This is a genomic window from Ruegeria sp. BE3 (genome assembly GCF_056538865.1).
Genome location: NZ_JBQFTW010000003.1, coordinates 301794 through 314777, shown reverse-complemented (window position 1 = coordinate 314777; position 12984 = coordinate 301794). Strand labels below are relative to the sequence as shown.

Sequence of the window (12984 nt, the reverse complement as noted above, 5' to 3'; positions counted from 1 at the left end):
TCACGCTCCCGTCCGACGGAACCAGCCGCGCTTGGCCGGTTCGGCGGCGCGTGGTTTGGGAGGCTCGCCCACGGACGCACCGGTTTCGTTGTTGTGAATGATCATTGCCATAGTTCGGTCGGTTTCGACGCCAGACTGAAAGTCATTCTCGTGGGTTTTAGGAGCACCGTCCCGAATAGCGCTGATGAAAGCATCCAGTTGCGCCGAATATTCTTCACCTCGCAGGTAGAACCAGACCTCATCGGTCAACCCGGTGGTATAGCGAACGGTCCAACCAGCCTCGTACTCGGGTAATGCATCGACCGGTTGGCGCAGGTAAAGCTGGCATTCCTGACGATCCGCATTCACGCGCCCGTTGGTACCTATGACGCTGATTTTGGTCGACATCTTGCGATGACTTTCATCGCACCAGTTTACTGATAGCTGAGCTGTCGGTCCATCTGTCCAGCGCAGCGTACTAAATACCTCATCATCTACATCGGTCGAAAAGACTGAATTCATTGCCGAGCCGCTGACTGTGTCGGGGACACCGAAACACCAGTTCAACAGATTGATTGGATGTGCCGCATAGTCATAAAGGCATCCGCCACCCTCAGATTTTTTGGTGCGCCAGGTTTGACGTTTCGGACGTAACACGACAGGGCCGTAGGCTTCGGCCAACACATGCGTGACCGTTCCAAGGGCGCCACTTTGCAGAATACGATGCAGTTCCCGAAAGGCACCGACATAGCGATAATGATAGCCGACCTGGTTGATCAAGCCCTTTGCGCGTGCCACATCGGACAGCTGTTGCCCTTCTTCCCAGTCCAGGCAGAAGGGTTTTTCGCAGAAGACGTGTAAGCCTTTATCAAGTGCTGCCCGTACCATCGGCCCATGGGCGCGAGAGGGCGTGGCGATTACGACGGCGTCCAGCGCTTCGTCTGACAGCAATCTGTCATAATCCTTGTAGATTTTTGCGGTGGTGTTTTTGCTGAGAACATCCACCATGAATCCGCTGGCGTCACATGCAATGGTTTCTGTGTCAGGATGGGCGTTGACGAGCGCATAATGGGAAAGGCCCATCTTACCCAGGCCAACAACGGCAATTTTCAGATTCCTGTCCATGTATACATGGCCTTTTCAATCGGGAACAAAATACGAAGTACTAGATCGGTGCCAAACGAATAATTTGTGGCTACATTGCGCACCGACTGAACAAACGCCGAGATCGGCGAACATTTTCTATGATCTCCTACCTATAAAACTTAAATCAAACTTACTCTGAACATATCCATGGACCTTAAACAATTTCCCCGTAACTTCTTCAAGGCTGTTGGGTGAAGGGCCGTCCAATATTTGTCCAATCCTGACGTTAACCCTCTATTGTTTCCCCCTTAAATTGGCTCCAGAGGTCGCGTTATCAAAAAAATATTCAGGTCTATTGGACCGATATTAAGTCCCTTGACCGAATTCTGGCTATCTACCGATCCGGTTGTGCGATGGGTAGCGCGCGTTCCGGATCCGAATTGCCATGGGCTTTGGTCGCAAGGATCATCGCGCCGGTCAAAACGCAAAGGGCCCCAAATCCGCTATAGATCAAAAAAGCGGTCCAAATGGGCATGCCGCTAATAAGACCGATAAATCCGGCCAATGCACCGAGCAGAATTCCAGAGAAGATCAGTCCTGCACTCATCGAAGCGTCAACCTCTTTTCGGATATAGCGAGTCAGTCAAGTGACGATTTCTGACACTCAACACAGGAAAAGAGGCAAAATTATGCCTCAAGCAGAACATCGTGGCTTGCCCTGGGGTCAAGTGTTGCCTTTTTGGAAGTAGTAGCGGGGGAAAGTGACCATTTTCTTAATCGAATTGTAGCGTTTGACTCGAATCACGTGCAATGTGGCATTGCCACAGGGGTAAGGTCCGTCCAGCTCGTCAGACACATGGCGTCGAGGGAACGTGTGCGCAGGAATAGTATTAGGGAGAACTTGGCTTATGAGGCCCGTATTTACGCTGCTTTTTTCATTTATCGCCGGTGCATTGGTTGCCGTACCCGCACTCGCGCAAAGCAGCTATCGTATTCAGCCCGGAGATGTCCTCAGTATTAACGTATTGGAAGACTCAAGCCTGAACGATGAAGTGCTTGTTCTTCCTGATGGTCGGATAAACTTGCCCCTTGCCGGTCAGCTTGCAGTTGCCGGACGAAGCGTTGGTCAGGTCGAAGATTCTCTGGCCACCCAGCTTGAGCCAAATTTTGCATCGCGGCCCACTGTGACGGTGTCGATCGCTACCATCGGCGAAGCCGAAGATCCCGATCCGATTCTGGTTTACGCGGTGGGCGAAGCGGGTTCGCCTGGGCGCTACGAAGTGCCACCCGGTACGACACTGTTGCAGTTTTTTGCTGAAATGGGCGGATTCTCACGCTTTGCCGCGACCAAGCGCGTCATGTTGCGGCGTACCGATAAAGCAGGCAACGAACGGGTTTTCCGGTTCAACTACGATGCCATCTTGGACGGTACCGGACAGGGTGCGTCGACACGTCTGGTGGATGGTGATGTGGTCGTCGTACCGCAACGACGCTTGTTTGAATAATACGCGAAAGTTGGGGCAGTGACTAAAGACGAAAGGATCCACCGGTCAGGTGCGGTTGTCATAATTGCAGCGTCCTTGACCGCGAGCGGAGTACAAGGTCAGGAAATTCCGGTTGAGCCAGGTGGCCTGGAGCTGCGTTTTGGCATCGCCGAACGCTTTGAATATGGCCGCAACCTTGCGCTTGATGTACCTGATCCGGGAAACGGCTTCATTGCGTCAACGATACTGTCCTTTGGTCTCTCCAGCGAAACGCGCTCTCAAACGATTGAGCTGGATGCAGTCACCGGCCTGCGCTTGCAGGATCTGCCAGACAGGGAAGACAGTTTCGATATAGGCGATGCGCGTCTGGGTTTTGGATATACTCGCGAGGCTGCAAATGCTGGCTTGGAATTGGAAGCCGACTACTTGCGGTTTGACATCGGATTGCTGCGGTCATTGTCCGATTTCGAGGATGAGGATGGTTTTATTGTATTGCCTTCAGATTTCTCGGATCTGACGGGCGAAGGGACGCGCAGCGAATATTCCTATGGCTTTTCGTTCGATGGCGGGCGGCAGAATCTGGTAGGGTACAGCTTCGGTTTGGCCGGTTCAGGCCTACGATATACGGATGCGACAGATGCTGGGCTTGTGGATAACGACCAGATTGGTGGTGATGTTGGGTTGTCCCTCGCGTTATCGCCGGTCACAACGGTCAGTGTTGATTATGCGATCGAACGGTTTGAAGAAGATGACGATGAAGAGACCGAGCGCGATACCGATGCAGTGTCTTTGGGTCTGCGTCATGAATTTTCAGCTCTCACCCGACTTGAGGCCTCGATCGGATACACGGATATTGACGAACGACAGGTGATTTCTGGCGACTCCAGCGAATCCGGCCTAATCGGTAGCGTTGGAGTGGTACATGATGTTGCCAACGGCTCTGCATCTGCGCTTCTTGATACCAGCCGAACAATTTCCGGCCGTCTCGATCGATTCCTTCTGGGTCGTAGTTTTGCGGTGCCAGACGGGGACTTTGCTGCGACTTTAGGCGCGGCGCGGCGCCCCAGTGGCACGATTGATGCAATTGGTTCGCTCGCCTTTGACAGGGAGTATGGCCCAAACACTCTGCGTGTCCGTTTGAGTCGCGAAATCTTGTCTGATGACGAAGATGAATACTTCGCTGCGACGGTGATCGATGTGGGCTATATCTGGGGTCTGACACCATTTTCGCAGTTTTCGCTGCGTGCCCTCTATGCTGTTTCGGAAGCGACGGATTCATCGACTGGGGTAGAGTTTTCGGCGATCAGTGCGGTTTACAGTCATGATATTGGTCAGGATTGGAGCCTGAATACGGGTATCGACTATCGCGTACGCGATGAAGACGGCCTTGATCGCGCAACCAGCCCGCTGGTTTTCTTCGGTATCGGAAAGAGCTTTGTCTGGCGTCCATGATCTCTTCGTCGATAGATCGAGAGTGATGGAATCGATACACTAGGCTCAGTTGTAAACGACTAATTTATCAATTCTGTATCGTGAACAGTGGGCGCAGAGATGTTGGATTGTATTTTAATCGTGCACTCTGAATGTGAACAATCACACGTTGTGTCGATTTTGTGAAGTTTTTTGGTCACGCTGTTCGTTTTACATGTTATCAAACGTTATGTTGATTTTGGCGTGTGCGTCAAAAACTCTATGCTTCTCTGAAGCTGGTTCTGATGAGCCTAAGTATACTATGGAGTAGGATAACCAGTCGTCCGGATGCCAAAAGATGCCAACATTCAAGCGGATCAGAAACTGGCAGAAGATAGGACGCTAAGGTTCAATGTGCCTGCTTTGGCAGGCAGGGAATTTGACTATCTTCAAACGGTTCTGGCAAATGGGCATCTTGCAGGTGGTGATCAATTCACGGTTGCATGCGAAGCGCGTCTGCGTGAACTGACCGGCTCTCTCGAGGCATTCTTGGTTCACTCCTGTACCGGCGCGCTGGAGATGGCTGCAATTCTGTGCGATCTCGTGCCCGGGGACGAGGTCATTATGCCATCGTTCACTTTTGTATCCACGGCCAATGCAGTGGTGTTGCGTGGGGCAGTTCCGGTATTCGTTGATGTCGACCCTCGGACGCTCAATCTTGATCCCAGTGCCGTTGCTGCTGCTGTCACCAAACGCACCAAAGCAATTTTCGCCGTGCATTACGCGGGTGTGCCAGCAGATATGGTGTCGCTGGCCGAGATTGCGCGTAGCCACGGGTTAATTCTGGTCGAAGATGCGGCGCAAGCGCTGGGGTCGTCTTATTATGGACGTCCTTGTGGCAGCCTTGCTGACTTGGCAACTTTCAGTTTTCACGAAACAAAGAATATCACCTCGGGAGAGGGCGGTGCATTGACCGTCAATCGACCTGATCTTGTCGAGCGGGCTGATATCATTCGCGACAAAGGTACAAATCGCGCCCGGTTCCTCGAAGGCGCTGTCGATAAATATACCTGGGTCGATATCGGATCGTCATACACACCCTCCGAGCTTGTTGCCGCCATGCTATTCGCGCAGCTTGAGCAGGTTGAACGGGTGAGCGCAGATCGACTTACTACTTGCGACCGTTATCGCGCAGGGTTTGCCGATCTCGAGCGCATCGGACGGATTGAATTGCCAACCGTTCCCGAACATTGTCGCGGCAATGGGCATCTGTTCTTCTTGCTGCTCCGGGATGCTCAGGACCAGAAAGCCTTCATTGCTCATATGCGGGGACACGGAATAGAAACACCATTTCATTACGTCCCGCTTCATTCCACACCTGCTGGACGGCTTCATGGGCGCGTTTCGGGTAGCTTGGCGGTGACCGTTTCCGCATCGTCAAGATTGGTACGCCTACCACTGTATTTCGGAATGAATGTCGAAGTTGACCGAGTGATCGATGTGGCACGCCAATATCTGACAAACGGCGTAACTGCTCGGTTCAGTGCTCAGAATATTCGCTGTCTGCCTGAAAAGCTGGGTTGAAGCTCGAGTTCACTAAGCCGCGTGTTTCATCTTGCGCTTGGCTCGTTTACAGAGCCTATTGATTTCAAACATTTATATAGTCTGGAATTTCGATGGTTCAGGTGTCTTGCGTCGCAAATTATGACAGCAGCGAATGAAATTTTGTTATTCTCCAGCTAAAAAGCGCAGCGCGCGCCGGATGGTGGGCTGATTATGACGCAGAAGTATCCGGAAGGTGCACAGTGTTTTGCTAATCACTAGCCGGCTTCGGTTTGCGGGCTGGTTGATCTTTACGAGACGCCTACAGACGATATGGACCGCGTTGTGGTGCAGCCCGAGAGAATGGCTTTACCCTTGGAGTTCACCCGCAAGGGAAAGCAGCATTAGAAACACGTCTGAGGACGGCAGCTGTGGCGTTGGGTTTTTTGTCCAGTTGGCATGTCACGATTGCGGATGCCTGTTCGGCGGTGGGTGTGCCTTTTGTTTGCACCACGGAATATTCGTCAAAAACGGAGCGACAAGTCGCTGCGCCTGAACTGACCGGTGCACCGTTTCGCCATGCCCGGCGTTTATTGTGGCTCCGCGGTGAAGAACGTCGCCGACAGCAGCTGTTACGTCGATTGGCCGGTTTGCAATGCAGCGGGGCGCCGACTTATGACCTTTATGCGCAACACGTCCCATCGGCGGTTTTGTTCTTTGATAATCGTGTTCTGTCCAAAGATGTGATTTCGGTTGACGAGGTGACGGCGCGTTCAGCTGCATTACTCTCGGGCCGCCCAATTCGATTGGCGTTTGGCGGGCGGCTGATCCCGATGAAAGGCGCTGCCGGGCTGCCTGAAGTTGCCGCTGAGCTGCGTCGGCAGAACGTGCCTTTTGAGATGAGTATCGTCGGCAGCGGACCGCAGGAGGCAGAAATCGCCCGTGACATCCAGCGGTTGGGGCTACAGGACAAAGTGTCTCTGTTACCGCCGATGGATTTCCGTCACGGTTGGATTCCGTTCCTGCGTGAAAACGTGGATCTGTTTTTGTGCACCCATGTTCAGGGCGATCCTTCAAGCACTTACCCAGAGGTGATGTCTTGCGGGATTCCCATCGTCGGATACGATAACGAGGCGTTTTCAGGGGTGCTGACGCGCTCTGACGGCGGCTGGTCTGTGCCGGTGGGCAAGCCAGACAAGATGGCTGAGGTCGTTGCCGGTCTGCACGAAAATCGCGAAGACATTCTGAGCAAAGCCTGCAATGCGGCGCGCTTTGCAGCCGAGCATTCGTTTGAAAAGACCTTCCTGCGGCGCGTCGAACATCTGCGCGAGGTTAGTCGCCTTCCGTGACCCCAGGGCAGTGCCTGCCTCAATCAGTCGCCGGCGCCCACACCCACATAACTGTCAAAGCCTGCATTCAGGACCATAGCTGACGAGTAGATGTTGCGCAGATCGACCATTCGGGCGGATTTCATCGTCTCGGCCAATTCGCTCAGGTTGAGGGCGCGGAATTCGTTCCATTCGGTCAGTAGAACCACCGCATCTGCGTCTTTAGCGGCTTCATATGGATCGTCCATCCAGCTGACGCCGGGCAGCAACGCCTCCCCCTCTGACCGGCCCTGAGGGTCGACCACGCGTACACGCGCACCACCGCCGATCAAAGCAGGAACGATGGTCAGCGAAGGTGCATCGCGCATGTCATCAGTATTGGGTTTGAAAGTAACGCCGAGAACTGCAACGGTCTTGCCGTTGAAGCTGTCGTCGCAGACGTCACGGATTTTGTCGACCATCCGCTTTTTCACTTCATCGTTCACACGCATGACAGTTTCGGTAATCTGCATCGGATAAGCGTGATCCTGACCAATCCGAGCCAAAGCGGCGGTGTCTTTCGGGAAGCACGATCCGCCGTAGCCCGGACCGGCGTGCAGAAACTTGTTGCCGATGCGCCCATCCAGACCAATCCCGCGTGCGACCTCTTTGACGTCGCCTCCGGCGCGTTCACAGAGGCCCGCGATCTCATTGATGAAGGTGATCTTGGTCGCGAGAAAGGCGTTGGCTGCGTATTTGATCATCTCGGCACTTTCCAGATCGGTCGTCAGGATCGGGAAGTCACGCAGGTAGAGAGGGCGATAGATCTCAGCCATCACCTCGGCGGCGCGTTCGCTTTCGACGCCGACAACCACCCGGTCCGGACGCATGAAATCATCAATCGCAGCGCCTTCACGCAGGAATTCGGGGTTCGAGGCGACGTCGAACTCGGCTTTCGGGTTGGCTGCGGCAACCACCGAATGCACCTTGCGGTTAGTGCCAACTGGGACGGTCGATTTGGTGACGACGACGGTGTAGTCGGTAATGGCTTGCGCGATTTCTTCCGCCGCAGCCATGACATAGGTCAGGTCCGCGTGCCCGTCACCTCGCCGTGTCGGAGTGCCTACGGCGATGAAAACCGCATCGGCACCATCGACAGCGCTGACCAGATCTGTGGTGAAACTCAAACGTCCGGCAGCCACGTTTTTGGCCATCAACACATCAAGGCCGGGCTCGTAGATCGGCACCTCTCCGGACTGCAGCATCTCGATCTTGCGTTCGGATTTGTCAACGCAGATCACATCATGGCCAAAATCGGAAAAGCACACACCTGAAACCAGACCGACATAGCCGGTGCCAATCATTGCAATACGCATTCTTCAAATCCCTTTCCTTGACGAGCTGCCGCCCGGCACATCCTATCGTGTTCGCGAACCCGACGGATATTCAAAACCGTTCTTTCGTTGAGACCGAATAAGCGCTTAGCGGGGCGGTATTCAAGGTGATATTGCCTTGGCCATCGACGATTGCGCCAACTGTCGCCAAAAATGGCGAAGGATGGCTGATGGGTTTACCGGCGTATGAGGTGGACGAGCGTAAGACCCTAACCAGCCAATAGGGCTGGATTGGATTTCTGATCACTCGGTGACAGCCCGAACTTGCGCGAATACTCGCGGCTGAACTGCGTCGGGCTTTCGTATCCTACTTCATACGCCGCTGAAGCGACCGAAGTGTTTCCCGATTGAAGCAACCGCCGCGCCTCAAGCAGGCGCAGGTCCTTTTGATACTGCAACGGTGTCGTCGAGGTTACGGTTTTGAAATGTTCATGAAAGGCCGACAAGCTCATCCCGGATTCAAGCGCCAGATCAGCGACCGGGATGCTGGTTTTGTAGTTGCGTCGGATCAGAGCGATCGTCTTTGAGATGCGGCTGGCAGGGCTTTCATGCCGCAACAGCTGGCGCAGCATCCCTCCGTGGCGGGCGCGCAGCAAGCGGAAATGTATCTCCTTCAGAACCAGCGGTGCCAGGGCGTGGGCTTCAACCGGGTCGTGTGAAAGGCGGTAAAGGCGTGCGACCGCATCAATCAACGCCTGATCTGAGGCGGCGACATTCAGCGTTTGAACGTCTCCATCTTCGAAGTCTCCGATCTCATCCACCAGGCTACGGACGAGGGCGAGATCCAACTTCAAAGCCAGCGCGGCATAGGGTTCATCGGCGCTGGCCTTGATGACGGCGGCTTCGACGGGTACGGCATGGCTGACGATCAGCGTATCGCCTGCACTGTAACGGATCACACGTCCGCCAATATATGCCTCTTTCGCACCTTGCAGGACCAGGCACATGATCGGTTCGTAGAATCCGGCGGCGCATTCGGTGGTTTCGTGATTGCAGAACGCAAACAACCCTTCAACGCCTGTCTTGCACCCGACGCCCATTGCGCCTTTCGAACGCACTTGTTCGAATACGTCTGCCACCAGACTTTTTGATACCATCGAGAACCCTCCTGTCCTTTGGAAATATAGAGGTTTCACACGGCCTGAAAACAATCTTCCACCGCTTGTCGGAGGAATAGGCAGATCATTCGGAGGATAAGGCAGCGCAATCGCCTCTCAGCACACTACCCTTATGCAAGGCCAAAGGCAGGAGGGTGGCATGTACAATCAGGCGATTGAGAAAGGTGGCCTTGCCGTTGTGACCGGTGCTGCCAGCGGCGTTGGTCTTGCAGCGGCTGAACGTTTTGCGCAATCGGGCCTCAGCGTCTTGCTTGCGGATCTGCCCGGAGAGGCGTTGGAGCAGGCAACATCGCAGCTCGAAGCTATCGCGACAGGTGGCGCGCAAGTGCAAGCGGTTCCAACGGATGTAAGTGATGTGGATGCCGTTCAAAATCTGGCCGATGCTGCTTTTGCATCCGGCGAGGTGGCAGTGTTGATGAACAACGCCGGTATCGCTCGACCCAGTGGCAGTTGGGATCACCCTGATGCCTGGCGCAAGCTGATCGAAGTTAATCTGTTTGGCGTCATCAACGGGGTTCAGGCTTTTCTGCCGAGTATGATCGAAGCTGGACGCCCGGCCGTTGTGATCAACACCGGATCGAAACAGGGCATCACCACACCGCCCGGCAACCCGGCCTATAATGTTTCAAAGGCCGGGGTTAAGGTTTTGACCGAGATGTTGGCGCACGATCTGCGCGAGGTCAACGCACCCATCTCGGCTCATCTCTTTGTACCGGGTTTCACTTATACTGGCATGATCGCGCGGCATATCCCCGAGAAGCCTGCCGCGGCTTGGACCTCGGAGCAAACCATAGATCATCTTATCGCGCGCGTGTCCGAAGGGGATTTCTACATCCTGTGCCCGGACAATGACGTCTCGTCCGAGCGGGACAAGCGCCGGGTGTCCTGGGCTTTGGGCGATATCCTTGAGAACCGTCCTGCCTTGTCACGCTGGCACCCGGATTATGCGGATGCCTTCTCAGAATACGAACAATCAAACTAACCACTTGCCAAAAGGGAGACCTTGAAGCCATGGCAATCGAACTGAAATTGAATGGCCAAACGCATAGCGTCGAGGCCGAACCGGGCACCCCGCTCCTGTGGGTGATCCGGGATGAGTTGAAGCTGACCGGCACCAAATTCGGCTGTGGTGTCGCGTCCTGTGGGGCGTGCACCGTGCATATGAATGGTGAACCGGTCCGGTCTTGCCAGACCTATATCGAAGATGTCGAAGACGCAGAAATCACCACCATCGAGGTGATGGAGCAGGACAAGATTGGTGCTGCCGTGCAGCAGGCGTGGCTTGAGCTGGACGTGGTCCAGTGCGGTTATTGCCAGTCCGGACAGATCATGAATGCAGTGGGTCTGCTGCGCGAGAATGCCAAGCCCACGGCTGAAGAGGTCGATGATTACATGCACGGTAACGCCTGCCGCTGTGCCACCTATCAACGCATCCGCGCCGGTGTTCTGCGCGCATCCGAGATTCTGGAGGCCTGAGTCCATGACAGCTAAACTTTCCCGCCGCGGATTCCTTAAAACAGCCGCTGCAGCCGGTGCAGTTCTGTATGTTGGTGCAAACGCAGATGGTGCCATGGCAGCATCCGGTCAGGCCGACGCGATGCTGAATCCCTTCGTCAAGATCGATAGCAATGGCAATGTCATTGCGATCGTGAAGCATTTTGAAAAAGGGCAGGGGCCCGCCACCGGCCTGACCTCGTTGATTGCCGAGGAACTGGGCGTCACCATGGATCAGATCGACTATGAGTTCGCTCCGTCTGATCCGACCGTCTACAACAACACTCTGTTTGGTCCGTTCCAAGGCACGGGCGGATCCACTGCGATCGCGAACTCCTGGGTGCAATACCGCACTGCCGGTGCGAATGCGCGTGAGATGCTGATCAAAGCCGCAGCCGAGACCTGGGGTGTCGAGCCATCGTCCTTGGATATTCAGGAGGGTTTGATCACCGGGGCAGGCAAATCCGCGCCTTTGGGTGACTTCGTTGCTGCCGCTGCTGCTATCGCACCGTCCGAGACGCCGCGTTTGCGTGATCCGTCCGAATGGAAGATCATCGGCAATGCTGAGACCCGCCGAAAGGACAGTCCGATCAAGGTCAACGGCACCGCGAAATTCGCGATGGACGTGCATTTGGACAACCAGATGGTTGTGATGGTCAAGCGCACACCTCAACGCGGGGGCATTGTCGCCGGTTTTGATGACAACGCGGCCAAAGAGGTCAAAGGCTTTATCATGGCCCAGACCCTGCCCACAAAGCATGGCGTCGCTGTCTATGCAGAAAACACGTGGGCTGCCATGCAGGCACGTGAAGCGCTAGAGGTCGATTGGGATCTATCCGCTGCCGAAAACCGCTCGTCGCAGGAAATCCGCGATGAGATCATGGCCGCGCTGGATGCCGCTCCGACCTACAATGTCAACAAGGCCGATCAGGCTGCGGTCGCAGCTGCTGTGGATGGGGCCACCACTGTAGTGGAGAAGACCTTCTACTTCCCGCTGCTCGCGCATGCCCCGATGGAACCTTTGAATTGCACGATTGAGCAGACCGCTGACGGTGACATCGTGCTGCATGATGGTGCGCAGATGCCGACAGGGCCGCACATGGCCTATCAGCAGATTTTCGAGCTGCCCGCAGAGAAAATTCACATCAACACCATGCTGGCCGGTGGCTCATTCGGGCGCCGCGCGACGCCCGATGCAGATTACCAGGTCGAGGCCGCGCTGGCCTTTGTGCTGACCGACCGGTCACGCCCGGTCAAATTGGTCTGGGACCGCGAAGACGATATCCGGGGCGGCTACTACCGACCGGCCTTTGGGCATAAAGTGCGAGTGGGTCTGGACGAAACCGGCGCCATAGTAGGTTGGTTGCATCAGGTTGCCGGTCAGCCCGTTGTGAAGGGTACTCCGTTTGAGGCCGCTTTGGTGCATGACGGAATTGACCACTCAAGCATCGAGGGTCTTGCGGACAGCCCGTATGCCATCCCCGGTATGGCGGTGGGTCTGTCCGATACGGAAAAAGCAACCTCGGTTCTGTGGTGGCGCTCGGTCGGGCATACTCACACTGGCTATGTCATGGAGGTCATGATGGACATGGCAGCCAAGGCCGTTGGGCAAGACCCGGTCGCATTCCGACTGGCCTATCTGAACGGTGATGACAAGGACCAGGTGCGCAAAGCGGGTGTTCTGAAACTGGCGGCCGAGAAAGGCAATTGGGGCAACCCGGAACCGGGCAATGTTCAGGGTGTTGCTGTGCACAAATCGTTCGGGTCTTACGTGGCCGAGGTGGTCGAGATCTCTGGCAACCTTGAAGACGGTATTCGAATTGAAAAGATCACTGCTGCGGTTGATTGTGGTATCGCGGTCAATCCGGATGTGGTCAGGGCCCAGATCGAAGGCGGTATCGGCTACGGCATCGGTCACGCGATGCGGGATCAAATCACTCTGGATGGTGGCGCAGTCGAGCAGTCCAACTTCCCGGACTACGAGCCCTTGAGGATCTCGGATATCCAGTCGATCGAGACCCATATCGTCCCGTCAGCCGAGGCCCCGACGGGTGTCGGAGAACCCGGAACGCCCCCTGCTGCTCCGGCCCTAGCAAATGCTATCGCTGAACTGGATCTGCGAGTCGCAGAGCTGCCGATGAACGAAAATGGGGTCGCGTTCGTTTAATCA

The 12984-nt window shown here is 55.2% G+C and carries 11 protein-coding genes; 7 read left to right on the top strand and 4 right to left on the bottom strand.

Translation table 11 applies throughout. The annotated features are described in order from the left end of the window. On the bottom strand, positions 1–1104 hold the full coding sequence (locus ACR0AZ_RS11100) for a Gfo/Idh/MocA family protein (RefSeq protein ID WP_480472372.1): 1104 nt from the start codon (positions 1102–1104) through the stop codon (positions 1–3). A 355-nt stretch (positions 1105–1459) separates the two neighbouring features. Continuing rightward, complete coding sequence (locus ACR0AZ_RS11095) at positions 1460–1672, bottom strand: hypothetical protein (protein ID WP_480472374.1); 213 nt, start codon at positions 1670–1672, stop codon at positions 1460–1462. Between the two features lie 301 nt (positions 1673–1973). Between ACR0AZ_RS11095 and ACR0AZ_RS11090 the strand changes: the two genes are divergently transcribed. From ACR0AZ_RS11090 to ACR0AZ_RS11075, 4 genes are all read left to right on the top strand, one after another. Beyond that, entirely contained in the window at positions 1974–2570 is a 597-nt protein-coding gene (locus ACR0AZ_RS11090) for a polysaccharide biosynthesis/export family protein (protein WP_480472376.1), read from the top strand. Positions 2571–2645: 75 nt separating this feature from the next. Beyond that, positions 2646–4001, top strand: a complete 1356-nt coding sequence (locus ACR0AZ_RS11085) for a hypothetical protein (protein WP_480472378.1) — start codon at positions 2646–2648, stop codon at positions 3999–4001. A 306-nt stretch (positions 4002–4307) separates the two neighbouring features. Beyond that, positions 4308–5543 carry a dTDP-4-amino-4,6-dideoxygalactose transaminase gene (gene rffA, locus ACR0AZ_RS11080; protein ID WP_480472380.1) on the top strand — a complete coding sequence of 412 codons (1236 nt, stop codon included), beginning with the start codon at positions 4308–4310 and terminating at the stop codon, positions 5541–5543. Between the two features lie 389 nt (positions 5544–5932). Next, positions 5933–6850: a glycosyltransferase gene (locus ACR0AZ_RS11075; RefSeq protein WP_480667455.1), complete on the top strand. Its 918-nt coding sequence runs from the start codon at positions 5933–5935 to the stop codon at positions 6848–6850. A gap of 23 nt (positions 6851–6873) precedes the next feature. Here ACR0AZ_RS11075 and ACR0AZ_RS11070 read toward each other — a convergent pair whose 3' ends face one another. Beyond that, on the bottom strand, positions 6874–8184 hold the full coding sequence (locus ACR0AZ_RS11070) for a UDP-glucose dehydrogenase family protein (RefSeq protein WP_480667454.1): 1311 nt from the start codon (positions 8182–8184) through the stop codon (positions 6874–6876). Between the two features lie 227 nt (positions 8185–8411). After that, a complete protein-coding gene (locus ACR0AZ_RS11065) occupies positions 8412–9299 on the bottom strand; it encodes an AraC family transcriptional regulator (protein ID WP_480658921.1) in 888 nt (295 codons plus the stop codon). A 160-nt stretch (positions 9300–9459) separates the two neighbouring features. On the opposite strand from ACR0AZ_RS11065, the gene ACR0AZ_RS11060 reads away from it, so the two are divergent. The 3 genes from ACR0AZ_RS11060 to ACR0AZ_RS11050 are packed head-to-tail and all read left to right on the top strand — an operon-like array spanning position 9460 to position 12981. Continuing rightward, complete coding sequence (locus ACR0AZ_RS11060) at positions 9460–10302, top strand: SDR family NAD(P)-dependent oxidoreductase (RefSeq protein WP_480667453.1); 843 nt, start codon at positions 9460–9462, stop codon at positions 10300–10302. 29 nt (positions 10303–10331) lie between these two features. After that, complete coding sequence (locus tag ACR0AZ_RS11055) at positions 10332–10796, top strand: (2Fe-2S)-binding protein (RefSeq protein WP_480658918.1); 465 nt, start codon at positions 10332–10334, stop codon at positions 10794–10796. Between the two features lie 4 nt (positions 10797–10800). Next, positions 10801–12981 carry a molybdopterin cofactor-binding domain-containing protein gene (locus ACR0AZ_RS11050; protein ID WP_480667452.1) on the top strand — a complete coding sequence of 727 codons (2181 nt, stop codon included), beginning with the start codon at positions 10801–10803 and terminating at the stop codon, positions 12979–12981. Positions 12982–12984 lie beyond the last annotated feature (3 nt).